Annotated in this window: 23 protein-coding genes; 12 read left to right on the top strand and 11 right to left on the bottom strand. The window is 38.0% G+C overall.

Annotated features, from left to right (window positions below):
* Positions 1-18: 18 nt before the first annotated feature.
* The gene (locus NF867_RS08470) at positions 19-912 is read right to left on the bottom strand and encodes a hypothetical protein (protein WP_252587383.1); all 894 of its coding nucleotides are present in this window, start codon (positions 910-912) and stop codon (positions 19-21) included.
* Positions 896-1,861 (bottom strand): stage II sporulation protein M, encoded by a 966-nt coding sequence (locus NF867_RS08465; protein ID WP_252587382.1) that lies wholly within the window; start codon positions 1,859-1,861, stop codon positions 896-898. Before NF867_RS08465 ends, NF867_RS08470 begins: the two co-directional genes overlap by 17 nt.
* Before the next feature lie 108 nt (positions 1,862-1,969).
* Here NF867_RS08465 and NF867_RS08460 point away from each other — a divergent pair, with 108 nt between their 5' ends.
* The 3 genes from NF867_RS08460 to polA all read left to right on the top strand — a co-directional run bounded on the left by NF867_RS08460 (position 1,970) and on the right by polA (position 6,305).
* A complete protein-coding gene (locus NF867_RS08460) occupies positions 1,970-2,683 on the top strand; it encodes an RDD family protein (protein ID WP_252587381.1) in 714 nt (237 codons plus the stop codon).
* Positions 2,684-2,779: 96 nt separating this feature from the next.
* On the top strand, positions 2,780-3,376 hold the full coding sequence (locus NF867_RS08455; protein WP_252587380.1) for a DNA-3-methyladenine glycosylase I: 597 nt from the start codon (positions 2,780-2,782) through the stop codon (positions 3,374-3,376).
* Positions 3,377-3,509: 133 nt separating this feature from the next.
* A complete protein-coding gene (gene polA, locus NF867_RS08450; RefSeq protein ID WP_252587541.1) occupies positions 3,510-6,305 on the top strand; it encodes a DNA polymerase I in 2,796 nt (931 codons plus the stop codon).
* A 149-nt stretch (positions 6,306-6,454) separates the two neighbouring features.
* Here the strand turns inward: polA and dnaG are convergent, their stop codons facing one another.
* The 4 genes from dnaG to NF867_RS08430 form a co-directional block, all read right to left on the bottom strand.
* The gene (dnaG, locus tag NF867_RS08445; RefSeq protein ID WP_252587379.1) at positions 6,455-8,392 is read right to left on the bottom strand and encodes a DNA primase; all 1,938 of its coding nucleotides are present in this window, start codon (positions 8,390-8,392) and stop codon (positions 6,455-6,457) included.
* A 71-nt stretch (positions 8,393-8,463) separates the two neighbouring features.
* Positions 8,464-9,459 carry a hypothetical protein gene (locus NF867_RS08440; protein ID WP_252587378.1) on the bottom strand — a complete coding sequence of 332 codons (996 nt, stop codon included), beginning with the start codon at positions 9,457-9,459 and terminating at the stop codon, positions 8,464-8,466.
* Positions 9,460-9,539: 80 nt separating this feature from the next.
* Complete coding sequence (locus tag NF867_RS08435) at positions 9,540-10,505, bottom strand: TolB family protein (RefSeq protein WP_252587377.1); 966 nt, start codon at positions 10,503-10,505, stop codon at positions 9,540-9,542.
* An 89-nt stretch (positions 10,506-10,594) separates the two neighbouring features.
* The gene (locus NF867_RS08430) at positions 10,595-11,539 is read right to left on the bottom strand and encodes a hypothetical protein (protein WP_252587376.1); all 945 of its coding nucleotides are present in this window, start codon (positions 11,537-11,539) and stop codon (positions 10,595-10,597) included.
* Between the two features lie 484 nt (positions 11,540-12,023).
* Between NF867_RS08430 and NF867_RS08425 the strand changes: the two genes are divergently transcribed.
* Complete coding sequence (locus NF867_RS08425) at positions 12,024-13,091, top strand: hypothetical protein (RefSeq protein ID WP_252587375.1); 1,068 nt, start codon at positions 12,024-12,026, stop codon at positions 13,089-13,091.
* 149 nt (positions 13,092-13,240) lie between these two features.
* On the opposite strand, the gene aspT is transcribed toward NF867_RS08425, so the two are convergent.
* A complete protein-coding gene (gene aspT / locus NF867_RS08420) occupies positions 13,241-14,926 on the bottom strand; it encodes an aspartate-alanine antiporter (RefSeq protein ID WP_252587374.1) in 1,686 nt (561 codons plus the stop codon).
* A gap of 267 nt (positions 14,927-15,193) precedes the next feature.
* Here aspT and NF867_RS08415 point away from each other — a divergent pair, with 267 nt between their 5' ends.
* The 3 genes from NF867_RS08415 to NF867_RS08405 are packed head-to-tail and all read left to right on the top strand — an operon-like array spanning position 15,194 to position 17,473.
* Positions 15,194-16,054 (top strand): VOC family protein, encoded by an 861-nt coding sequence (locus tag NF867_RS08415; RefSeq protein ID WP_252587373.1) that lies wholly within the window; start codon positions 15,194-15,196, stop codon positions 16,052-16,054.
* An 11-nt stretch (positions 16,055-16,065) separates the two neighbouring features.
* Positions 16,066-16,245: a hypothetical protein gene (locus tag NF867_RS08410; protein WP_252587372.1), complete on the top strand. Its 180-nt coding sequence runs from the start codon at positions 16,066-16,068 to the stop codon at positions 16,243-16,245.
* 46 nt (positions 16,246-16,291) lie between these two features.
* Positions 16,292-17,473, top strand: a complete 1,182-nt coding sequence (locus NF867_RS08405) for a formylglycine-generating enzyme family protein (RefSeq protein ID WP_252587371.1) — start codon at positions 16,292-16,294, stop codon at positions 17,471-17,473.
* 66 nt (positions 17,474-17,539) lie between these two features.
* On the opposite strand, the gene NF867_RS08400 is transcribed toward NF867_RS08405, so the two are convergent.
* Positions 17,540-19,387: a M61 family metallopeptidase gene (locus NF867_RS08400; protein WP_252587370.1), complete on the bottom strand. Its 1,848-nt coding sequence runs from the start codon at positions 19,385-19,387 to the stop codon at positions 17,540-17,542.
* A 189-nt stretch (positions 19,388-19,576) separates the two neighbouring features.
* Here NF867_RS08400 and NF867_RS08395 point away from each other — a divergent pair, with 189 nt between their 5' ends.
* The 5 genes from NF867_RS08395 (at position 19,577) to NF867_RS08375 (ending at position 23,120) form a co-directional block, all read left to right on the top strand.
* Positions 19,577-19,894 carry a rhodanese-like domain-containing protein gene (locus tag NF867_RS08395; protein ID WP_252587369.1) on the top strand — a complete coding sequence of 106 codons (318 nt, stop codon included), beginning with the start codon at positions 19,577-19,579 and terminating at the stop codon, positions 19,892-19,894.
* Between the two features lie 4 nt (positions 19,895-19,898).
* Complete coding sequence (locus NF867_RS08390; RefSeq protein ID WP_252587368.1) at positions 19,899-20,093, top strand: DUF6358 family protein; 195 nt, start codon at positions 19,899-19,901, stop codon at positions 20,091-20,093.
* Positions 20,094-20,288: 195 nt separating this feature from the next.
* A complete protein-coding gene (locus NF867_RS08385; RefSeq protein ID WP_252587367.1) occupies positions 20,289-20,741 on the top strand; it encodes an META domain-containing protein in 453 nt (150 codons plus the stop codon).
* Positions 20,742-20,864: 123 nt separating this feature from the next.
* The gene (locus tag NF867_RS08380) at positions 20,865-21,830 is read left to right on the top strand and encodes a GDP-mannose 4,6-dehydratase (RefSeq protein ID WP_252587366.1); all 966 of its coding nucleotides are present in this window, start codon (positions 20,865-20,867) and stop codon (positions 21,828-21,830) included.
* A 297-nt stretch (positions 21,831-22,127) separates the two neighbouring features.
* Complete coding sequence (locus NF867_RS08375) at positions 22,128-23,120, top strand: Stealth CR1 domain-containing protein (protein WP_252587365.1); 993 nt, start codon at positions 22,128-22,130, stop codon at positions 23,118-23,120.
* A gap of 16 nt (positions 23,121-23,136) precedes the next feature.
* Here the strand turns inward: NF867_RS08375 and NF867_RS08370 are convergent, their stop codons facing one another.
* From NF867_RS08370 to NF867_RS08360, 3 genes are all read right to left on the bottom strand, one after another.
* Positions 23,137-24,084: a Stealth CR1 domain-containing protein gene (locus NF867_RS08370; protein WP_252587364.1), complete on the bottom strand. Its 948-nt coding sequence runs from the start codon at positions 24,082-24,084 to the stop codon at positions 23,137-23,139.
* Between the two features lie 290 nt (positions 24,085-24,374).
* Positions 24,375-25,322 (bottom strand): Stealth CR1 domain-containing protein, encoded by a 948-nt coding sequence (locus NF867_RS08365; protein ID WP_252587363.1) that lies wholly within the window; start codon positions 25,320-25,322, stop codon positions 24,375-24,377.
* Between the two features lie 155 nt (positions 25,323-25,477).
* Positions 25,478-26,425 carry a stealth family protein gene (locus tag NF867_RS08360; RefSeq protein WP_252587362.1) on the bottom strand — a complete coding sequence of 316 codons (948 nt, stop codon included), beginning with the start codon at positions 26,423-26,425 and terminating at the stop codon, positions 25,478-25,480.
* Positions 26,426-26,559: the final 134 nt, after the last annotated feature.

The following is a 26,559-nucleotide window of genomic DNA, read 5'->3' as shown; positions in this document are numbered from 1 at the left end:
AGGATTATAGTAAAGATGCTAGAAATCGCCTTCATCGTCTTCTGGAGTGTTCGGTTTGCCAATCTGATCAACTTCTTGCAATAACCCCACACCCTCTTTACGTTCTACAAGGTTGAAATATTGGAAAGCTAATGCTAAGGCTGAAACAGAATATAACAGCAAGGTTCCCACCGTTGAAAACATAGTACTTAGAATTAACCCCCATTGATTAGTAAATTCTTTGTTTTCTGAAACAACATGAAAGGCATTTGCAAATGTGATAATGTAGGTTGGAATATTAAATACAATACCCATTAATCCTTGAATAATCATTATTACAGCTAGTAAGCCAAAAGTTGACCACCATTTGCTTCTTATTAAGAATAAACATCTAGTCATCAAATCAGAAAACTTGGTGTTCTCAATCATTACTAAAATTAGTGTAAACTGAAATGCCAGTACCCAGTAAAACCCTATGAAAATAAGACAGGCTAAATAAGCTATGATCATCATTCCTAATAATGAAAAGAATGAACGAATAAACTTTTCTCGTACGTTTTTCCATACCTGGTCAACAGTAATTTCGTTGCTATTGTCCTCCAAATATTCTTTCAAATAACTATACACTACTACATAAACCAAATTAAAAGCAACTATCATTGAAAAAATTGCGATAAAATAAGATGGAGTAAGAATTGTTGAAAATAGATTTGTTGACTTATATTCTACAGTATTAACTCCGGCGTCAAAAGCCATTTCCATGACATGCGATTGGTACAACCCCATGGAAATTCCAGCAATTAAAGCCACTGGGCCGACGATAAATAATACGCTTTTAAAAAGAGGTTTAAAATTTTGTTGTAAAAACGTGAATACGGCATTAATCTTCTGCCCAAAGTCTCTTTCTTCTCTTAAATTAATTTTGTGTTGCATTTAATTGGTTTTGGTGGTTAGTTAAACGATACGGGTAAATCACAAAGTAATAGAGCACAAAACTGAGTGAACCCAAAATAATAAATAAACTTAAAGCTAACGGCATTTCAGCATAGCGGGTAATGAAGCTTTCTAAAAAACCGGCGGTAATAAAAATTGGCACTAGGCCTATTACTATCTTTATCCCATTGCGTGCACCCTTTTTAAATGAGTCTAAACGCGAATAGGTATGAGGAAACAAAATGCTATTGCCCATTACTAAACCGGCACAACCGGCAATAATGATGGCCGAAATCTCAAGGGTTCCATGAATCCAGATTGACAAGGCAGAGGCCATTAACACCCCTTTGGTATAAAAGAAATATTGAAAAGCGCCAAGCATTATACCATTTGTAAAAAGTAGCCAGGCGGTTCCCAACGAAAGTAGAACACCGGCAATAAAGGCCAAAAACGAAACCTTAATGTTATTAACCGTAATGGCCATAAACATATCTGTTTCATTGCCACTTTTATATATTGCAGTAGGTTCGCCCTTTTCAATATTTTGAATGGTTTGATTCACATAGCTATCGCCCAAAATCAAACGGACAAAAGTTTCGTCCTTGGCAGCTGAAAGAGCTCCAATGGAAAGCCCAATGAAAAAAATAAGGAATGAATATAAGAGCTGTTTGCGGTGATTGGCTAATAATTGCGGTAGTTCATACTTCCAGAAACTAACTATACGATTCGTCTTTTCCTTTTTATTTTTATAAATAGAAAGGTGAAACTTGGCGGTAAGCTTATTCAGGTATTTTGTTGTAGCAGAGTTTGGATAAAACGTACGGGCATACGAAAGATCATCCGTAAGCTCGATAAACTGCTCAGCAGTTTCATCGGGACTACCCTCTACATTATTTTCGAAACGTTTCCATTTCTCTTCATTTCGCTGAACAAAAACTATTTCCCGCATCTTGTTGAACCTAACGTTTTTTTTAACCAGTAAATGTTATACTTGTCAAAAAGTATCGGCCAAATATATTTAATTTCGTTTCATATTAAAGGCCACATCAAAATCTTTATGAGTAACAATATAACCATCCAAACCGCCCAAAACGTTCAGCTCAACTATGAACTAGCCAGTGTGGGCGATCGAATTTTAGCCACCCTGATCGACAGCTTAGTATTAATGGCCTATTTCCTGATACTTGTTGTCATTTTTGCATCGCTTGGTACTGAACCGGGGACAGCCCTAATTATATTGCTTGCTTTGCCTTTAATGCTATATCATTTAGCTATGGAGATTTATTTTAACGGTCAAACCATCGGTAAGCGTTCTATGCATATCCAGGTACTTAAGCTCGATGGATCTACCCCATCAATAAGCGATTATTTATTACGCTGGATGTTCCGTTTACTAGAGATCAGTGCCACATCTGGAGGCTTGGCTCTTATTACCATTTTAGTGAATGGGAGAAGTCAACGTATAGGAGATATTGCCGCAGGAACCACAGTGGTTAAATTTGTTAACCGCGATGAGTTTGAAGATATTCCACTTACCAAAGTAAACCCGAATTATAAGGTAAATTTTCCGGAGGTAGCAACCCTGACTGACCACGACATCACCCTGGTACAAAAAATAATTAACCGAAGCCTTAAAGCCAATAATGAAATGATGCTTGGCCCTGTAGCCGATAAAATCAAGACCATTACGGGTATTGAGTCTACTTTGTCTGATTATGTTTTTTTGCAGATTGTAATTGCTGATTATAATCATTTGGCGAGCCTTAGTTAGTCTGAAGAACTTCGTCTTGAGAAAATGAGCCGGCGGCCGATGAAGTTGCTCGTTTATTAAACTTTATGATCTTACATCCTGAAAAATTTATTTGAAATGCCAGAAGACTTAAAACCTAATACTCAAGACTCTAAACTAATAATTCGCTGCCCATGGTGTGGCGAAGACCCTCTATATCAGCAATACCATGACGAAGAGTGGGGACGAGAGGTTCGTGATGACAAGACAATGTTTGAATTTTTGCTTTTGGAAAGTGCTCAGGCTGGTTTAAGCTGGATCACCATTTTACGTAAACGCGAAAATTACAGAAAAGCCTTTGCCGATTTTGATGTTAACAAGGTAGCCGCATTTACCGAGAAGGATGTGGAACGTCTGCTTCAAAATGAAGGAATAATCCGGAATAAATTAAAAATCACTTCGGCTATCAGCAATGCGAAACTCTTTATTGACATACAAAAGGAATTTGGCAGTTTCTGTAAGTATATCTGGGGATTTTTACCAAACGGTAAACCAATTATAAATCAGTTTGTCAGCACTCAAGAAGTACCGGCGCGAACTGAAATTTCTGATGCAATTAGCAAAGACATGAAAAAAAGAGGGTTCAAATTTTTTGGAACTACCATCTGCTATGCACATATGCAGGCCACCGGGATGGTAAATGACCATATTCTGGAGTGTCATGTTAGAAAATAAATCCGAAATAAAGGCCGACAATAGCCTCTGTCCGGCCTTCATTATTTAAACCCAATTCCATAATTTATCTTCTACATTTGCATTTATCATAAACCCAATTGTTGTGACAAAAAAACTATTTCTGCTCGATGGAATGGCGCTGATCTATCGCGCTCATTTTGCGCTTAGCAAGGCACCTCGTTTTACTTCTTCAGGCCTCAATACTTCGGCTATGCTTGGTTTTACCAACACCTTACTAGAGGTATTGAAAAAAGAACAACCTACACATATGGCCGTGGTGTTTGATACCGAGGCTCCAACCGACAGACATACAGAGTTTGAACATTACAAGGCACATCGTGAAGCCATGCCGGAGGATCTTTCAGCTGCTCTTCCTTATGTAAAACGGATCATTGAAGGCTTTAACATTCCTGTTTTAACGGTTGACGGGTATGAGGCTGATGATATTATCGGCACACTAGCCAAAAAAGCAGAAAAAGAGGGATTCATTACCTATATGATGACTCCTGATAAGGACTTCGCCCAATTGGTGAGCGACAAGATCTTCATTTACAAACCTGCTCGTTCGGGAAATGAAATGGAAATTATGGGGGTGAAAGAAGTGCTTGCTAAATGGGAGATTGAACGCGTTGATCAGGTTATAGACATTTTGGGTTTATGGGGCGATGCCGTTGATAATATACCAGGGATACCAGGAATTGGTGAAAAAACCGCAAAACTGTTAATCCAGAAATATGGTTCGATGGAGAACATTTTTGCCAATTCGCATGAACTGAAAGGCAAACAAAAAGAGAATGTAGAGAACTTTAAAGAGCAAGGCTTGCTTTCAAAAAGACTGGCCACTATCTTACTTAATACTCCAATTGAACTTAACGAAGAGGCATTATGTATTAAAGAACCTTCGAGAGAAATACTTGAACCTCTTTTTGCTGAACTCGAATTCAGAACTTTGGGCCGAAGGGTGTTTGGTGAACAGTTTGTAGTAACCGGTGGACAGGCGCTAAGTAATACCAATGTCCAAACTGATCTCTTTGGCAATCCTATTGGAGGCATACCGATAACTATCAAAAGGGAAGCTGTGGTTGAACTTGAAGAACAGGAACCCTCTACAGGATTCAAGACTATAGCGAATACTCCTCATAATTACGAAATAACCGATACTCCGGAGAAAAGAAAGCAACTTATTGAGGCGCTTTCGACCCAAAAATCATTTAGTTTTGATACAGAAACCACCGGAACCGACGCGAATGACGCCGAATTGGTAGGATTATCCTTCTCTTGGAAAAAAGGCGAAGGCTTTTATGTTCCAATTCCGGAGAACCAAACCGAAGCACAGGCAATTGTGAATGAATTCAAATCGGTTTTAGAAAATCCTGAAAATGAAAAAATCGGTCAGAACATTAAATATGATATTCTGATGATGAAATGGTACGGCATTGAAATGCAGGGACCATTATTTGATACCATGTTGGCTCATTACCTGATTGATGCTGATACCCGCCATAACATGGATTTCCTGTCGGAATCATACCTGAATTATTCTCCTATATCTATAACCGAATTAATTGGAAAGAAAGGGAAAGATCAAGGTAATATGCGAACTGTACCGATTGAAAAAGCGGGGGAGTACGCTGCTGAAGATGCCGACATTACCCTGCAATTAAAGGAAACTTTTGCGCCATTGCTTCCAACCCTTAATGCCGACAAGCTAGCAAGAGAAGTAGAAAATCCATTGATTTATGTACTAGCCGATATGGAGAAAGATGGTATCCGTATTGATGAAAAAGGACTTGCTGATTATTCAAAAGAACTTGAAACCGATATCCTGCGGTTAGAAAAACAGATTTATGAAAAAGCCGGAGTACGCTTTAACATAGCTTCACCTAAACAATTGGGTGAGGTTTTGTTTGAAAAACTTCAGCTCGATCCTAAAGCTAAGAAAACCAAAACCGGCCAATATCAAACCGGCGAAGATGTTTTAACTGCACTGGCTCCTAAACATGAAATGGTTCAGGACGTGTTAGATTTCCGTCAATTACAGAAATTAAAGTCTACGTATGTTGATGCCTTACCTTTGATGATTAACCGCAAAACGGGCAGGGTGCACTCCTCATTTAACCAGGCAGTAGCAGCAACTGGGCGTTTAAGTTCTAACAACCCTAATCTCCAGAATATCCCCATAAGAACTGAAAAAGGACGTGAAGTTCGCAGGGCATTTATCCCTCGAAATGATGATTTCACACTGCTGTCGGCCGACTACTCGCAGATTGAGCTTCGCATTATTGCTGAAATCAGTAAAGATACAGGCATGCTGGATGCCTTTAAACACGGCCATGATATTCACCGGGCCACTGCTGCCAAAGTTTACGGAATTGGATTTGACGAGGTAACGTCTGACCAGCGAAGAAACGCTAAGGCGGTAAACTTCGGAATTATTTACGGCCAATCGGCATTTGGCCTTTCTCAAAGCCTTGGAATCCCACGAAAAGAAGCTGCTGAGATTATCGAACAGTATTTCATCCAATACCCGGGCATCAAGAAATACATGAGCGATACGGCCAACTTCGCACGTGAAAACGGCTATGTAGAAACCATTTTAGGACGTCGTCGTTATTTACGCGATATTAATTCGGCAAATGCAGTAGTTCGTGGTTTTGCTGAACGAAATGCGATCAATGCACCCATACAGGGTTCAGCTGCCGATATGATTAAAGTGGCCATGATCAATATTCATCGTGAACTGAAATCAATGAAAGTCGATACCCGCATGATTTTACAGGTTCATGATGAGTTGGTTTTTGATGTTCCTAAAACTGAAGTAGAAAAAGTTAGACCGGTAATTGAAGAGCTTATGAAAACGGCTATTAAAATGGAAGTGCCGATTTTGGTTGAAAGCGGAACTGGACAAAACTGGCTGGAAGCTCATTAAACTAATGGAAAAAGGGTAACTAAAACCCTTCGACTCCGCTCAGGGGACTAGCTTCGGCGAGAGTGTCCGCCTGAGCGAAGTCGAAGGCTCAAATCGATCAAGGACAGCCTCATTAAAAAAATGGGTTCTATTCAGAAGACAATCTGGTTTTACTTTAATATCACCGCACCCAACTCTGCAGAAATATCTTTTTTAACCTGCGTTAGTTGTATGTGGAATGTTTGCAGGGCAATAATCTCATCATCAGTAGTTGCTGTTTTCATCTTCTCCTGATTCTCTTTGATTAACCGCATCACCTTTCGCATCTTAATATGATAGACTGCACTCAAAACCGCTTGCCTTAATTTCGATTTCTCATCAGGAACCGGAATATCATGCATTTTCTCCCAGTTTTCACTTAAACTATGGGGCGAAGTAAGCAATGTTGCCGTTAAATCTCTGACTTCATTGTTTGGGTGATGAACAAAAAATCGCTCGCCAACCACTTCTCCTTCATTCAATTTAAACCGCACTTCCTCAAAGAAAGTCCTGTACAAACTATTGCCAAACTCGATATCATCAAGGGCATGAATCAGAAACTGGGCAACTGAAAGATCTTCCTCCCATATTTCAGTACCATAATTAATCAGTAGTCTGACAATTTCTTCCTCTTGTGGGTCTTCATTATCAACAGCTACTTCAGGTTGTGGATCAGCATAATCCAGCACTCTGGGATCAAAGTTCGGATCATCATAATCAGGACCAGCTTCTGGCTTTGTCTCTCGTTCTCTCTCTTTACCTTTCGCATTTTTTAGTTTGAGTTTATTCAACTCCGACAATAAAATGCGCTCTTCCATCTGCAAAAGCCGGCTTGTTTCAGAAATGAAAACCGAAGCTTTAATACTATCCGGAATTTTTGCAATACTCTCTACAATATCCCGAATAACTTCGGCCCGCTTCAAAGGATCATTCTTCGCGTCCTGAAGTAATATGGATGTTTTAAATAGGATAAAGTCTTTTTGATTCTCTTTTACATAAGTGCTGAAGGCTGTCCCACCTACACTTCTTACGTATGAATCAGGGTCGTGTCCATCAGGAAAAAGAACGATCTTTACATTTAGCCCTTCCTCCAGGATCATATCGATTCCGCGCAAAGAAGCCTTGATACCTGCCGCATCGCCATCATATAAAATGGTTACATTTTGCGTAAAGCGGTTGATCAGACGAATTTGTTCAACGGTTAAGGAAGTACCCGAAGAGGCCACCACATTTTCAATGCCCGATTGATGTAATGAAATCACATCGGTATAGCCTTCGGCCAGAAAACAGTTATTCTCATCACGGATCTTATTTTTGGCGAAATAGATCCCGTAAAGTGTTTGGCTTTTATGATAGATTAATGACTCAGGCGAGTTAACGTATTTGGCTGTTTTATCACCGGTTTTCAACACACGGCCACCAAAACCAATAACTCTTCCGGTTAAGCTATGAATCGGAAAAATCACACGACCTTTATAACGATCAAATGTTTTTCCATCTTCCTTTTTTATGGTAAGCCCGGTGGTTACCAGGTATTCTTCTTTATAGCTTGCTTTTAGAGCTGCTTGTGTAAAGTCATCCCACCTGTCGGCACAATAACCCAACTGAAACTTTTTCAGGGTTTCTTCACGAAAGCCACGCTCTTTAAAATAACTCTGACCAATGTTAATCCCTTCTTCCCGCTCAAAAAGTGTTTCGGCAAAGTAATTACGGGCAAATTCATTAACAATGAATAAACTTTCGCGCTCATCGTTCTCAACGCCATCCTCTTTCTTGCGAATTTCATCAACTTCAATCTGATATTTATTAGCCAGCCATTTTAATGCCTCAGGATAGCTGAATTTCTCCAGCTCCATTAAAAAGGTGATAGCGCTTCCTCCTTTACCGGTACTAAAGTCTTTGAAAATTTGTTTAACAGGAGAAACCGTAAACGATGGTGTTTTCTCATTGGCAAAAGGACTTAGGCCAACATAGTTTGCGCCACGTTTTTTCAGATGCACAAATTCGCCGATAACTTCGACGATATCTACGGCATCCATTATCCTGTCTATGGTTTCTTTGGTAATCAATTTTATGGATCAGTAATTCTGCAAAGGTAAACAGTTAGCCAAAGAGACCCTAACAGAAATTGATTTTAAAATCAATACCCTCTTTGATTAGGGACTGTATACATTCTAGGGCTTTCCTGGTTGAAATTTATAGTAATTGGAATAGTGTATGTGTAATCAATTGGGGTTCCATGTATCATTGCGGGTTTCCATTTTGTGTCGGAATAGGCAATTTTATTAACAATTTTTAGATCAAATTCAGCCTCAATACCCTGTAAGAGTTCAACGTTCTTAATCTTTCCTTCTGAATTTACTAAAAATGAAATCCAGATACATTTATTAGTTTCATACCTTAATTTGTCAGGAATTATCAAATGATTTAGAATTTCCGAATAAAATGCCGTCATTCCGCCTTCTGGTAAGGCATCACTGTATGATTGGGTATATGGCGTTTTAACACCTTGCTTATTAAATGCTATTCCTGAAATAAATCTACCTTCTTTGTAAATTTCCTCATACCTCTTATCTCCGCTTTCATAAAATCCCGTCCATGTTCCTTCCTTTGCACTATTAACAAGTGGCCCTTCTTCTTCCAATTTCCCATTATTGTATGATTTAAAAAGGCCAGTTCCATTATCAACAACCTTTACCCCCAATGAATCCCAAGCATTAAGTATTGAAAATCCTCTTTGCTTATTAATAAAGGTATATTTAATTTCTGTTTTGGGTTTCGCATTTAGATAGAAGCAGTTCCATAAGCCGACCTTTTCACCATCTTTATACTCACCCTTTTCAAGCAATACACCACTTTCCGAAAATCGCAAATAAGCTCCCTGCATAATTAAGGGCACCAATGAGCTTAATGAATATGTACTAAAAATAGCACTCGACTTATATTGCTCTGTTACTTTATATAAACTATCGGGTGAAGGTTTGATTATTAGGCGACTAAAAATTGCTTTGCTTTTGGAACAACTTTTCCAATTCTTATCAAAATACTTAGTGTTACCAAAATAAACGCCTCGTTCTTGAGCATTTACCACAGAAGATAGAAAACAGATGCAAATAATTAATAGTTTGTTTTTCATTACTTTTAAATAAAATGTAGGCTGCAATGTAAAAATATTTAAAAATAAATTAAAGTAAAAAAGGGGGCGGTGTAGCTACTCTACTTTATAAGGTCAATTTCAAAAAAACTTTTATTACTACTTTCTAAAGGCTTGAGGTCAGTGCCGGTAATGGATACAGAATAGGTTTGTGGTACGCTTTTGAGCGCCTCAATGCGTTCAAATAATAATCGCTCTGCACTTACCCAACATGGAGAGGTATTAATATTATTGTCAAACAAAACATTTCTTGCCTCGCCACCTTGTATACTTATTATTCGAATACCCCATCTACCCGCAATAATATTACTAGGCTTTAAAGCAGTTTCAAAAACCAATTCTTTACCATTCGGCGACCAGGAAGGGTCATGATCTCTGAACTCATCATATGTAAGCCGGTTTTCCTCAGTACCCTCCAGATCCATGATAAATACTTCTAAATAGGCTAAACTGGTTCCTGTGTATTCTTCGGGCAGAGCAACAAAAGCTATTTTTTTCCCATCGGGCGAAAAAGAAGGATCAGAAAAATAACCTGGTCTTTTAGTTAATGACTTTAGATTTTTTCCATTTTGGTCGGAAATATAAAGCTGACCGCTTCCATTTTTTGTAGTTGTGGCCGCCATTACTATGTACTTACCATCCGGAGACCAGTTGGCACCCGATTGATCAACCCAGCCATACTCTCCCTGGGCAATTAGCTCTTTCTGTTCGGAGCCATCGATATTCATCAGCCAAAGTGAAGCTTTTGAAGTGGTGTTGCTTTTACTGCCTTTGAGCGAACGATAGAATAGTACTTTCTTTCCATCAGGAGATACTTTTCCCCGCCAACTCTCCTGTTTTTTATCGTGCGTTAGTTGTGTTATCTGTCCGTTCTGCTTTTTCCAAATCTCAAGTTTGCCGCTTCGCGAAGAAGTAAAAATAAAGTTTAATGAATCGGTTTGAACGGAGGCAGAATCTGCCGGATTAATGGGGCTCGTAGATTCCTTAAAAAATAATAAGGCCAGAAAAGCAAATGAAAATACTTTCATAAAGTTTATTCATCATTCGAACTTAAAATAATGATAAGTTACTGATTGACAAAATAGAAAAAAGCTTTCAATATAGTTATTTGCCTATGTTATTTGGTATAGCCATAATGCTTAACGTTAAATGCAGCTATTTCCTTTTTCTTAAACGGAACATCCCAGTTTCCATTATAGCTTATACGAACCGGTAACAGATCATCTCCTATATAATTCATATCAATATTCATCTTCACATCAAAGCTAAACGCAAAATTATCGTAGCTCATATCTATGTACCGACCTAAGATCTGGAAATTTCGCTTATCGAATATGGTGGTTAATTCATTGATCATTACCTTACTTGTATTCCGATATTCGGGTTTGGCAATGCATTTGAAGCGGTAAACAGGGATATTGCCCATATAAGTTCCGCTGAAAAATTTATAATCATAATATTGACGCATATCAGGCTCAAAAATGGCAGCCTTTTCGCTTATAAATGGTACACCCTTAATTGGCTTCCCTGGGCTAAATATGAGTACTTTCAGTTTATCTTTATAGCCTTCTTCACCTTTCTCGCCTTTTACAGGTTTACTACCTGTAAACTCAGAATTGTTCATGTTCTCAAAAATGTAACTGAACATTTGAACAGTATAAAGCTCATATTTACCATTACTTTTAAACACCTCCCCGCTATCTACTTTACTAAGTATTTTTTGTGTGTATTGGCCGTTTAAATGTTCGTGATGTATTTTTTTGTAGATATGCGCGTTTCGTCGATACTTTTTATCGAACGTAAGGATATCGTTTTCAGCAAAGAAATCATAATCTTTCGTTTTTTTGAAACCCTGGTAAAAAACGGTATCTGTTAAAATCTGATCAATGAAATCCTGAACAAACAAACCATGCTTACCTGTTACCAGTATTGCCGAGTCGAGTTGAAAGTTCAGAATTGTGTCGGGGTTCAACTCCTGGACAGATTTTAACTTTTTCTTTTCCTGAGCGTGGAGTGGCTGAATGATAACAAACAGAAGAATAATTAATGAAAATCTTCTCATGAAATTAATGTAAGGGTCCTCTAAAGAAACGCCCCGAAGTTAAGCTTTTTTATGTCTTAGCCGTCATTTTTAAAACCTGTTATACACTTAAAAATGGCAAAATAAGGCTAATAGGAATGATTACTGGCGCACAAAAGCACTTAAACTCATAACTATCTCACTTTCTTTTATTTATAATTATTCTATAATTTATATTTAGTTCTATATTGACTATAAAGCAATAAATAGTCCTAAAAATGAATAATGATAATTTCAAAATAGGCTTCCGAATTTTGCTTTTTATAAGAAAGATAATGGTCGAAAGCAGTTTCTATAAAAACCATGGTAAGTATTTAGTTATACCAAAACCACGGGTTGTTTGGTTATTTAAATTATAGTATCTTAATAGTAAATCGAGATAATGTTTATCTAATTTTCAAGATGAATAATTGCTGTAATATTAAACTTCATATGCTCAAGTTTTGAATTAAAAATTAATTGGTCAATGAAAAAAACGCTCTCTCTACTAATTTTGTTATGCTTCTGCATTTCAGTAAAAGCGCAGTACTCAAAGGTTCAACCCAAGAAAAAACGGGATATCTATATTGATAGCTTGAAAAAGGCCAAATACCCATTTGTTTTTCCAGCTCTTGGACAAAAAGCCCAAAAACAAGGGGTTGATATCATATTACCTCATGGAATTATGGCAAATGGCATATACACCAAACAAGACCTTAAACTAACCGATTTGCAAGTTGGCTTTAATGATTCTGAACTCATCGGTTTAGATTCTATCGTGCGTTTTGATCACATAACAGGAGAAGCATTTGTAAGTAATTTTCGTTTTGACACCTATATTTTCCCCTTTTTAAATGTTTATGCTCTTGCCGGAACTATGAACGGAAATACAAAGGTTGTACTGGCAGAACCAATCAGTTTTTCAACAACAACCCATAACCCCGGAAAATACTATGGAGTTGGTATTATGTTAGCAGGTGGATTTGGCTCATTTTGGATTACCAACGATATAAACTTTGCATGGACCGACCTCGAGTTGTTAGACCGTCCGGTAAAAACACGAATAATTGGTATAAGAGTTGGAAAGGCATTTCAAATGGAGAACCATCCTCAGCAAAACTTTGCCCTTTGGGTTGCTGCCCAAAACCAGAAAGTATTTAATCAAACCAGTGGAGAAATTACGGCTCAGCAATTGGGAATTGATGGTTCAAAAATTAATGACATGCAAACCCAGCTCGATAGCTGGTATCAGAACCTATCTCCACCCCAACAAAAACTCTACGAAAACCTTTACAATAAAGTAAGCAATGGCCTTGCTGATCTTGAAACTAATTTGCCCAACAGCTCAATCCACTATCAGTTCAACAAAAGTTTGTTAACCCCTTGGCATGTTTCGTTGGGAGGCCAATGGCAAATTAACAAACACTGGCAAATACGAGGGGAAGCCGGTGGAGCCTATAGAAAGCAACAGTATATGCTTTCTGTAAATTACCGTTTTGGTATAAAGGGCCGGAATATTATGTCGGGTGACAAAAAAGCTACTGAAAGTAAATAGCTGAAGTATTAGTTAAACCAATTTCTCAAATAAGAACAAATGTTATTTACACGAGTTGATTATTATTTCCCAATAAATCTACTTGGATTAGTCTCCCTGTCTCAATTTTCAACAAAGAAGGTATATTAAGAGGTAATCAAGTAAATGGACTAAACCAAATTCACAATTATTGGCCCCCATATGGCCAGCAACACATTTCCTATTGCATAGGTAACAGTAAAGCCTAATACCGGTGTAGTGCTTTCAGCCTCGTCAGAAACGGCTGATAATGCTGCCGCCACCGTTTGGCTACCGCATAGCCCCCCCACCAAAATAATGGGATTCAACTTTAATAATTTATGTCCCACCCAAAGCCCAATTACCTGTGGCACTAAGGCTACAACAATTCCTAAAACAATTAATTCAGGGCCTGATTTGTTCAAAGCATCTATAGCATCACGGCCTGCTGAAAGGCCCACCACTGCAGCAAACGCACTTAGCCCAAATTCCTGTAAAACCCACTGCGCGGCACCTGGCAAACTTCCAAAAACCGGATATTTAGATCGAAGCCAACCAAAAAATAAACCTGATACAAGCACGCCGCCACCAACTCCCAATGTTATCGGAATGCCGCCAATATTTACTGAAAGAAGCCCTAAAAGAATTCCTAGTACAATGCCCAGGGTAAGCATTACCAGGTCACTTTTATCACTCGACTTTTCGACATAACCCGCCCGCTTAGCAATTGTATCAACCTGACCTTCATCACCCATTAGCTGAATCACATCTCCACGGCGTAAAACTGTATTCGGGAATAATGGGATCTCATTTTCTTGTCGTTTAATACTGATCAGAAAAACGCCCCTTAAATCATGCGGATCGGCTTGTTCAGATATTTCTTTAATACTTTTATTATGATACGCATTATTGGTGAGTACTACTTTTAGCAACTTTCCATTATAGCGCAATGCTTCAGGGTTATTTACCTCGGGACCTATAACCTGTTCGGCATTCATAATGGTTGTATAGGTTCCCATTATTGCCAATATATCTCCTTTATTTATAGGTGTGGCTGGAGTGCTATCCATAATTTTACCTTCCTTTACCACTCTGAAAACAGTAGTTCTATTACCCAGTAACTGCTCAACATCCCCCGCTGTCCGAACCGTATCAGGAATAAAAACTACTTTATAAGCCCTTGCGATTACCGGTGAATAAGGATTGATTGATCCGGAAATTTCTCTGCCTTCACCCGACAATGATGCTTCGAGCTTTTTGGCTTCTTCCTTAAGGTTTACTTTTAAAATTGAGGGGACTATGTTTCTAAGAAATATGATTACCGTAATAGTTCCTAAAACATAGGTAATTGCAAAAGCTACAGCCATGTTTGAACTAAGGTTTTGTGTTTCCTTCGCATCTAAGCCTAATCGATTAATAGCATCAGAGGCGGTACCCATTGTAGCTGATTCGGTAAGAGCCCCTGCAGCCAGACCTGCAGCCAAGCCTTTATTCATGTCCAATAAATGACAAAGAGTAATAACCAACACCAACCCCGTAACACAAACTACTACTGCTAATATCAATAGCTTAACGGTTCCACGGTTAAGGCTTCCAAAAAATTCAGGACCACTTTTAAAACCAATTGAATACACAAATAAAGCAAAACAAGCAGTTTTAAAAACGGGGGAAAGGGTAACTCCTAACTGACCGATTAGTAATGCAAATATGAGTGTACTTGCAACGCTACCCAAGCTAAAACTTCCAATTTTTAAACGCCCTACAGCGTGCCCGAGTGCGAGCGAAAAAAACACAGCAAACTCCGGCGCTTCGTGAATAATTTGTTTTAAGATTTCCATAGCACAAGGTTGTTTTTTAAGGAGGGAAACATGATTAAACGAAGGGAACAGGTTAATCTACTCTTTAAGTTAAGGGAAATTTTTGAGATTTTGGTTGATACTTCTCGCGATAAACTCTCTCCTCTCATAAGTTGAATATCCCCCTTCTTATCCATTCATTTTAAATGAGGGTTATGGGATTCGGATAAAATAATCAGCTAGCATTTATTTCTTTTCTCTCCAATGTTTATATTTAAGAATATGCTTTCATCTTAAAATCAACGCTATATGAAATTTACGCAAGCTCTAATTTTAGTATTTTACTCTCTTCTCATTTCATCCTGCCAGCAAAAGTTTAACGTTCCTCCTGTAAGCAAAGAACCTACAAATGTTTATACTCCAGGCAGATTTGTATGGCATGACTTAGTTACTCCTGATGTTGAACAATCAAAAAAGTTTTATGGTGAAGTTTTTGGCTGGAATTTCGAGACCATTGGGTCAGGAGAAACCTCCTATACTGTCATCAAAAAAGGGGATGAAGATATAGGAGGCATTTTCCCTATCCCTTCATCTTCTAAAGTTAACACTGGAGAATGGGTAGCCTCTTTATCTGTGAATAATATTAATGAAGCTGTAAACCAAACTGTTTTGGCAGGGGGTAAAATACTTCGAGGAGTTAAAGAATTAAATGGGCGGGGAAAAACTGCGTTGGTTAGTGATCCTCAAGGTGGAATATTGGCTTATATAAAAGCTATAGGAGGAGATCCTGTAATTAAGAAGCCTGAACTTAACAGTTGGCTTGGTATGGAACTGTGGACCAATAATGTGGAAGAATCGAAAAGTTTCTACAGGTCATTAGTAGGTTATGAAACCGAGGATATTAAAGAAACTAAGATGCAATTTACAGCTTTCACTAAGCAAGGAAAGATTTGTGCTGCTATCCTAAAAAATCCGGTCGCGAATGTTCGAACTCACTGGATGCCTTATATACGCGTTGAAAATGTTGTATCAACTCTTGATAAAGCAAAAGCCGCAGGAGCCACCATATTATTAGCTCCCTCGCCCGAAGTTAGGAATAGCAGCGTAGCTATTATCCTCGATCCACAAAGGGCTCCATTAGTATTACAAGAATTCACACCTCAAAACTAACCTTCCTGATTATGAAAAGATACTTTAAAATTATTATAGCACTCTTAATGATTGCATTTCTAACCGCCTGCAGCAACATGACCGTTGGCGTAGGTTATGGAGTTAGTTATATGGGTGGGCCATACGGGCCATATGGGCCAATGGTTACGCCTACCGTAGGAGTGGGATTTTATGGCGGTCATGGCTGGTAGAATCCAAAATATTCTATACCTTGCATATAGATTAAGTATTTTAATAATGCATTTGAAAAGAACTCAATTATTTACGCTATTAGGGCTTTTATTGGGACTCGGGTTGATTTCCTGTCAAAAAGCAAAGAGCACCCAAACAACCCAATTGTTTGCAAACGGCAAGGTAGACGGCATTGTTTCCTGCACTTCAAATGGTTTATTTCCAACCGACAGCGCCTTATATATGCAAGGAGGGGGTAAAGATTTCTATGAATCAAAAATAAGTAGCATCAAACCCACAACCCCTGTACCTTCAGGAATGGTTTTTATTCCCGGCGGGGAGTTTAGCATGGGCGGAGTAAACCCTGTAGGAATGGGCGACGGAGGTGAACAGCCTATGGATGATGCCCGACCAATTCACCGTGTAAGAGTTAAAGGTTTTTATATGGATGCAACAGAGGTAACAAACGCCCAGTTTGCTGCTTTCATAAAAGCTACGGGCTATGTTACTGTTGCAGAACAAAAGCCCACAAAAGAAGAATTTCCCGGCGCACCGGAAGAGAACCTCGTAGCAGGCTCAGTTGTATTTACACCTCCTGCCGGAAAAGTTCCACTAAACAATCATTACAAATGGTGGAATTATATTGAAGGAGCTAGCTGGCGCCACCCATCAGGGCCCGAAAGCTCAATTGCCGGAAAGGATAATTTCCCAGTTGTTCATATTGCGTGGGAAGATGCGCAAGCCTATGCCAAATGGGCCGGCAAGCGTTTGCCAACAGAGGCTGAATGGGAATTTGCAGCCCGAGGTGGTGATTATGGTAAACTTTACTCATGGGGAAATCAGTTTAAACCAGAAGGTAAATGGATGGCGAATATCTTCCAGGGAGAATTTCCTGTTAAAGATTTAGGGCAGGATGGGTTTATTGGCATAGCCCCATCAAAACAATTTAAAGCTAATAACTATGGATTATATGATATTGCCGGAAACGTTTGGGAGTGGTGCGAAGATTGGTACCGTGCAGATTATTATAACACATTAGCTAAAAATGAGGTTTCTGATAATCCTCAAGGACCTGATACACCTTACGACCCGGCAGAACCTAAGGAGAAAAAGAAAGTGCAACGCGGAGGGTCATTTTTGTGCACCGATCAATATTGTACCCGTTATATGGTTGGAACACGTGGAAAAGGTGAGTATCGTTCGGCATCAAACCATGTAGGTTTCAGATGTGTCAAAGATCTAAACTAGAAATCGGACCTCGTTAATAATGAAACTGGCTCACTTTAGAAGGTGCGCCAGTTTCATTTAATATCATTAATGACTGCTTGTGAGTTTTGTTCCCAGCCATTCTTCTCTTAGTTTTTTCATGTCTTCAGTAACTATCAAACCAGTTTGTTCATATGTAAGAACTTCCAATCGTGGGTTTTCTTGCAAAACCATTTCAGCAGTTTTTCTAACACCACGATGATCAAATTCAACAGTTACCTTATCTCCGGGTTTGTGTTTTGATAAAACCTGCTGGTAAGAATTCATACCAGCCAGATTTTGTCCTTCGATAGTGATAATGATGTCATTAATATCTAAACCAGCTTCATACAAAGGGCTCCCAATTTGAGTAGCCGAGGCGATTTGCAAACCTCCGCCTTCCAATTCCTGCGGACGAAAGTTTCCGGCCCAAGCCTTACCTTCGCTGATCTTGTGCATTAGCAAACCTGCCTTAGCTAAAAGTTGCTTATAATCATTCTTTTCCGCCTCATAGATGTAATGGTTAAAGAAATTGTCTGCAAAGGCTTTGCTTCCGGTAAACGAACCTAACAAGTTTTGTAAATCAGCATTGGTGTATGGGATCTCTGTTTTACCGTGTTTTTGCCAAACCAATTGCATAAACTTATCAAGCGTCAGATTTTTAAACTCGGTCCTTAATCTTAAGTCTAAAGCCAATGCAGTAGCTTCACCATAAGGATAATAAGAAACGAAAATATTTGAATAATTGGTCTCATCAATTGCCACACCAGCATCAACAAACACGGCCTGATTACTCATCGTTACAGGAGAGTAGCATGCTGCGCCCGGCATTGTTAATACGCTATTCAAGCAAGAATTAAGTTTTTGACAATAATTTTCTAAAGAATAAAAACCAGCCCTTTTAAGAAGAAGAATACCGTAATAATTGGTAAATCCTTCAGCGAACCACAATTCGTTACTCATATTGGCATGCTCAAAATTAAAAGGCTCCAACGTTTTTGGTCTTATACGCTCCACATTCCATTGGTGAAAAAACTCATGTGAAACGGTATTTAAAAGATCAGTTTCATTTCCACTGAATGACTCCTGATCAGTAATCATAGTGGAGTTGCGGTGTTCCATGCCATCACCATCAACAAACAAGTTCACATTTTGAATAAACGTATAGTTGCCAAAATCATAGCTAGGTAGTTCTCCGAAAACAGCCTTCTCCTCAGCAACTAATCTTTTCACCATTTCAGCGTAGTTATCAACTTCATGCTCAGATGCAACAGTATGTAAAGCCAAGTTAATTGTTTGCTCCATTCCATCCGGATTTTTCACTTTCCAACTGCGCTGAAAATGATTGCTAAGCTCGGTTGGGCTATCCATGAAGTATTGCATATTAGGAGCATAATACGCTCCGTTGGCTTGCAATTTAAGTTGTGATGCCACCTTCCAATTCAGATTTGAGGGAATATTGAATTTCACCTCAACGGGGTTATTCTCTTTTCCTTTTACCCATATAAAACTAGCCGGAATATTCAAATGAGCCTGCGTTTCATCGATATCAGCATAAGTGCCATCGGCATGCGCTCCGTAAAGCGTATAAACCAGTTTAATAGCTCCCTTATGATTCGTTACTTCATACAAGTCACCAGCCACTCGTTTTACCTCCAGCGGTTTACCCTGTTCATCGAAAGCCTTAACATTATAAACGTTCTTGCCAAACTCATGGGTGGCATAACGTCCTGGAGAAGAGCGACTCATGAGAAACTGGACTGGAGATGATTCTAATTCATCTACATCCAGGCTTATTTCAGCCTCATGGTGTTTGTAGTTAGGAAATGAAACATTGTAGCGAAGGGCGTGCTGGGCAAATGTGAGTTCTGCCGACAGGATGATTGCACATGTAGCAGCTAATGCTTTGTAATTCATTCGTTTCAATTGGCTTTTAAGAAGATAAAGTTTGTCAAAATGAAAGCAGATTTATAAACTTGTATCTTTGTGAGCCTAAACTAAAACAAATTGACTTATTATTAATTAGTAATAAGTAAAAACATTGTTAAACCCCCAGTGAAAGAATCTGAATGATTTATCAGATTTTACACTTCAATTTTTATTTAAATGAACGAGATTACAGTACAGGAATTAAAGCAAAAGATTGATAACAACGAAGATTTTCAATTAATTGATGTTCGCGAGGAATTTGAATATCAGGATGCCAATATTGGTGGCTTATTGATTCCATTGGGTAATATTTTATTAGAAGCCGATAAAATTTCTAAAGACAAACCGGTTATAGTTCATTGTCGTAGCGGGAAGCGTAGTGCAGCGGCCATTATGCAATTAGAAATGCAATTAGGCTTTACCAACCTTTCAAACCTTCAAGGCGGTATTATGGCTTGGGCTGCTGAAATAGACCCGAGCATGAACATAAGCTAGTTATATGGGCAAGAAGATCATTTTAAATACTTGCATAACCATTATGCTCTTCATTTCGTTTATTATGCTTTTATATTCGTTTGAAGCTCGTAACTGGACCAATGTAGGTATCGCGGTGGTTGCTTTTATTGTTTTTTTAGCAATTAAAGTAATGTATGTTCGTAACGTGCATAAGGAACTAAAAGGAAAGCAACGCTGATAAAAGTATTAAAAGGCAATTTGATCGTTTCAAATTGCCTTTTTCTTTAAACATCTTCGCTGTATTTACAGCATTCAATTATTCCACACTGGTTAAATATCTACAATTGCTAAGTCGTAAATTTTAATTAAATTAAGGGATGCCTGCAAAAAAGCCGGCCTTACCTGATTTACATTTCTAAATTTATGCTCCGCAATGAAAAGAACTTTATTAAACACAGCTACCCTATGGTGTATCATCTTACTTGTGCAAGCCTGCAGCAGCACAAAGAACACATCACTTTACAATTCTCGCTGGGAACTAAATGAAGTGCAGGGGGTTGTGATCGACTACATGGTAAACCCTAAAGCCGAAATTTACTTAACATTTGACGAGGCCAAAAATCAGTTTAACGGATCAACAGGCTGTAATACAATTGCAGGAAAACTTACTGTCAACGAAAATAAAATGAACCTTTCCGAGCTTTCTTCTACTAAAATGGCTTGTGAAAAAATGCGGGCTGAACGACTGTATTTAAGTTTACTCGAATCGGTTGATAATTATAAGCTCAGAGGATCAACTCTTACACTTTATCAGGGGCAAAGCGAGGTTGCCAGCTATACCCGTAGCAAGCTTCCGGTTCCAGCCACAACAGCTCCCACTAATTAAACATCAATCCATATCCTATTCATTGTAAAAATGAACTCATAATGATTGTTAAGAGAAGTTGAACGTAGTATTCGTTTGCCTGTACTTTTTTTTAGAAATTTACGCCGGTTCAATAATTATTACATGAAACATTTATTGATAACCGGTGGTGCCGGTTTTATTGGCAGTAATCTTATAAAACTTTTATTATCGGAGCGAAAATTTAAAATTACCTGTGTCGATAATTTTGACCCATTCTACCCTCGCAATATTAAGGAACTTAATCTGGTGCCATTTAAAAACCATCCTGACTTTGAATTACTGGAATTTGACTTGGCCGATGAAACAAGTATTAAAGAACAACTACGGAGTCAATATGATGCAATAATTCACCTTGCAGGCAAAGCCGGCGTTAGACCAAGCATTGAACAACCTTTGGCCTATCAGCGGGCAAATGTAAATGCCACCCAAAACTTATTGGAATTTGCTAAAAATAAAGGAATAAAGCAGTTTGTTTTTGCATCATCAAGTAGCGTTTATGGAATTAACCCTAACGTTCCTTGGAATGAAAGTGAACCCTTGATGCCTATCAGTCCTTATGCAAGTACCAAGCTTTCCTGTGAGCAACTGGGCCATGTTTACAGTCATTTGTACGGCATTCGTTTTCTTGCCTTACGCTTTTTTACCGTTTACGGCCCAGGTCAGCGCCCCGACTTAGCTATTCATAAGTTCTTTAAAGCAATTATGAACAATGAGTCAATTCCTGTTTTTGGAGATGGCAGCACAAGTCGTGATTATACTTTTATAAGTGATATCATTTCGGGTATAAAAGCTTGTATCGATTATGAGCAGAGTAACTATGAGATCATCAACCTTGGTAACCACCAAACCGTTACTCTTAACGAACTGATCGAAGCCATTGAACTAACCTGCGGCAAGAAAGCAATTATCAATCGTTTGCCACTTCAACCCGGCGATGTACCTAAAACCTATGCAGATGTTTCGAAAGCTATACGTTTATTAAATTATCAGCCTAAAACCGAACTAAAAGAAGGATTACAAAAGTTTTATGAATGGTATTGCATAAATAAAGGAAGCATTATTTACTAATCTTACACTTATTGGATGAATAGTAAGTATACCAACTTAAGGGATAGACCACGGTTCAACTTTTACATTTCATTTTACCGGCAATACCCATTACCTTTGCCCGGTTCAGCTTTTTGCCAAACAACAGACCTACTACTTCTTCTATTCTGAACCAGCCAATTCCTGTGAATACAGGAAATTGATCTCATGAAAAGCGAGTAGCATAGGATGATAGCTAATAAATTACTGTTTCTACAGGATAAAAAACTTCATTAAGAAGCCTTAACCTGATTGGAGACTATAACTTTTTAAAACTTTATGGATATAGACTTTGTAGTTACCTGGGTTGACATGGACGATCCGAAATGGAAACAAGATTTCGCCAAGTATTCAGGTAAAATAGATAATACGAAAAATGAGGTTTCTGTAGCTCGTTTTAGAGACTATGGCTTTTTAAAATATTGGTTCAGAGGGATAGAAAAGTTTGCACCTTGGGTAAGAAAGGTTCATTTTGTAACATGTGGCCAACAACCTGATTGGCTGAATATCAATCACCCTAAGTTACAAATGGTAAGTCATGAGGACTATATACCGAAACAATTTCTACCTGTCTTTAACTCAAGTTTAATAGAGATCTATCTCCATAAAATCCCGGATCTTGCTGAGCATTTTGTGTATTTCAACGATGATTTCTTCATCATTAATCATATAACACAAGAAAGGTTCTTTAAGAATGGATTGCCAAATGACATTGCTACATTCAGAACCAATTTAGGGTTATCATTATGGAGCAAGTGCTTGAAAAACAACATTGCGATCATCAATAAATTTTTCGACAAAAAAGAGGTGATGAAACGGGACCACCACAAATGGTTTGATGAATCATACGGTAGCAAGGCTCGATTAAACCACCTTTTATCATTCTACGATGAGTTTATTACCTTGCGCACACCACATAATGCTCAACCTTACCTAAAAAGCACTTTTGAAGATGTATGGGCACATGTAGGAAAGGAGTTGACCGAAATGTCGGCTCATAGATTCCGCAGCCCGAAGGATTATACACAAGAACTTTTCAGAACCTGGCAAATCTGTAAATCGAATTTCGAACCTTATAACACCTATAAGGACACGAAAATGTTTCCACTTTTGTTTAAATCGAAAAAAGCCGTTAAAGCCATTACCGAACAGTCCTATTCTTTGGTTTGTATTAACGATAATGAACATATCAGGAATTATGAAGAAACCATGCAAGGAGTCCAGGTAGCTTTTGAAAGTATTTTGCCTGAAAAATCAAGCTTTGAGCTATAGGAAACTAGCTTAATAGCTATTTTTCAAACGACGACTTTACAGGAAAGAGTTGTTCCAGAAAAGGTTTAACTCTTTCCCTGTTCTCATCATTAACATGCTGATCATCATTTAAACAGAAGAGGTCAGGCTGATAATGATCTAAATATTTCTTGAAGTTGTGTCGATACACAAGTATTCTACTCGACTCTGTTCTGCCTACATGTTTTAAATAAGCTTGCCCAATGGCTAATGAGTAAAACGAAAAGGCGGAACGATGTATATCACCGTAGGTACGCACCTTACTCCCAAGAGATTTTGTTACCTGCTCTTTAAAAATTACCTCCACAGCATGCTGATAATCAGATTTTCTGTAGGCATCAATATTATGATGTGGTAAACTTGAATAGTATTTTCCAAATTTCTTCTCCACCAGAATTGCTCCATCCATTACCTTTTGTCGGTATTGTCCTAGTTTTTTGCCCAATAATGTTTTTAATCTATTGTGCCATTTCCCAAACAGCTTCCTTTTTAAACGGACTATTGGCAATCCATCTTGCGAAAAGAAATAATTGGGAGAAAGCTTGGCATTAAAAAACATGTCGTCGTTGGCAAACAAAAAATGCTCAGACAAGCCAGGAATCTTATAAAGAAAATATTCTATTACACTCGAGTTGAAGCTTGGCAGAGCCTCCGGAAGTAAAATATCCTTATGGTCCACTATTTTAACTTTCGGATTGTTAAGATCTAACCAATCAGGTTTTTGATTATCAGTAACTATAAAAACTTTCCTAATCCAAGCGGCATTTATTTCTACCGACCGTAATGAGTACTTTAATTCATCGTTATTGAAATATCTACCTTTGTTATTAACCTCTGAGTTATCATTTGCATTTCCTGTAACGGCTATCTTTTTTGCCATCCACTGTGGATCACTTCCATCAACCCACAGGTATACTAAATCTATTTCGAAATTTTGATTTACCATATAATGTAAAATTAAAAGCAATTATCAAAAATGATCAAACTTATATGCAATATTTTATACTCATATTATTATTTGAGAAAACTGAGGACAATAGCTTATAGGGATATTAAAAAATTGTACGCGAATATCTTTTCTAAATTAATACTTAAAATGGAAAACTATCTGAAGGTTTAATGGGTAGAAAGCTATACAAAAATTACAGATCTAAGAATCCTCAAGGTTAATTCACCTTGATTCACTATTTTTAATGTACCCCAAGCCCTGTTGGGGGTACATTAAAAATCTTGAGCTTATTTCTCGAATGCTGATTTAACAGGAAAATGCGTTTCCAGAAATGGTTTCACAGCTTCCCGGTTCTTATCACTAACTTTTTGGTCGTCGTTTAAACAAAAGAGCTTAGGGTGGTAACTCTCTATGTATTTCTTAAAATTGTGTCTGCTGACTAGAATTCGGCTCGATTCTTTGCGCTTAACATATTTCACCACTGCATGGCCTATAGCTAACACATAGTATGAAAAAGCGGATCGGTGCAAGTCACCAAAGGTTCGAACATGGTTACCTTGTGATTTTTTTACCTGCTCGATGAACACTGATTCCACAGCCTCTTTATAATCTGATTTTCGGTAAGCGTCAATATTATGATGAGGAACACCTGAATAGTATTTCCCAAATTTTTCATTCACCAAAACAGCCGAGTCCATTAGCATTCTAGCGTAATGCCCAAGCTCTTTTCCAACCGCCATCTTCACGTCATTATGCCACCTCCCAAACAGTTTCTTTTTTAGTCGAACGATTGGCAAACCCTCTTTTGTGAAGAAGAAGTCGGGCGAAAGCTTATGATTAAAGAACATATCGTCGTTAGAAAACAAAAAATGCTCGGATAAGCCGGGAATCTTGTACAAGAAATACTCTATAACACTTGAATTAAAACAAGGTAAAGCTTCAGGAGGTAAAATATCTTTGTGGTCAATCACCTTAATTTTCGGATGATCTGTATTTAACCATTCAGGTTTTTGGTTATCCGTAACGATATAAATTTGCCTAATCCATGGAACATTTTGCTCTGCCGACCGCAACGAATATTTCAATTCATCATTATTGAAATAGCGGCCTTTATTATTAGTCTCAGAATTATCATTCGACTTCCCAGTGATCGCTATTTTTTTTGCCATCCATTGTGGGTCGTTGCCATCCACCCATAGATAAATCAAATCTATTTCCAAATTTTGCTTTCCCATATCGCACAAAAGTAATAAAAATATAACCGCAACTTTATCTAGGTCATTTTAGAGACCAATTTTACTATATCAACCAAAACAATAAGTATTTCCATTGATCAATCGCTAGAAAATCAACCTGGAATCAACTAAGTAGGATTTTGATGGCAATAACATTATTTCTCAAACAATGATTTGGAAGGATAATGATTCGCTAAATACTCTTTTGCTTTTACACGGTGGTGGTCAGAAACATACTCACTATCATTCATACAAAAAAGCTTTGGCATCTGCCCTTCAAATTTTACATAAGACTTAGGCAAATGCATTTTAACAACATAAGACTCAGAAGGGGTAATATATTTTAAGTGCGCGTTTTTAACAGCCAACGAATAAAACATAAATGCACTCCGGTGAATATCTTTGGTATTGCGTAAATGGTGTGAAATAGTAGGACTTATTTCTTTACTAAAGATCTGTTCAACAGACTTTTGATAATCACTTTTACGATAAGCATCAATATTGTGGTGTGGAATAGCAGAATAATACTTGCCAAACATTTTTTCTACCAATTGAGCTGCCCTGAATATCTTTTCACGATAAATCGATAGTTTTTTGCGGTTTAGCTTTTTCCAAATAAACCTCCATTTACCAAATGGTTTGTTAATCAGTCGTACAATAGGATATCCATCGTTCGCAAAGAAAAAATCAGGCGACAGACTGGCATTAAAGAACATGTCGTCATTTGAAAATAAAAAGTGCTCGGATAACCCTGGTATTTTATAAATAAAGTATTCGAGCACATTCGAGTTGTAGCAAGGCAAGGATTCTGGCGGTAAAATTTCCTTGTGGTCCACTATCTGAATTTTAGAATTCGTGGTATCCAGCCATTCAGGGGTTTGTCCATCGGTAACGATAAAGATTTTCCGAATCCATGGAGCATGCTTTTCTACAGAACGAAGGGAGAATCTCAACTCATCGTTATTTACATATCTTCCTTTACAATTTCGCTCTGTATCATTTAAATCTATACCCAAAAACGCATTTTTTCTGGCTAACCATTGTGGATCATTCCCATTTACCCAAAGATATACCAGATCAATTTCAAAATCCTGCTTGCTCATAAAACCCTTATACGGCGTAAAGGTAATTATTGTTAAGAAATAAGTATTTTATTGAAAAATATAGATGCTACTTCTATAATTTTTGCCTGTTAGCTTTAACAACTTCAGCTAGCAAAACAAGTAATTTTCAATGA

Origin of the sequence: Solitalea agri, assembly GCF_023914155.1 — a bacterium.
Classification (GTDB): domain Bacteria; phylum Bacteroidota; class Bacteroidia; order Sphingobacteriales; family Sphingobacteriaceae; genus Solitalea; species Solitalea agri.
This window is presented reverse-complemented; position numbering and strand designations above follow the sequence as displayed.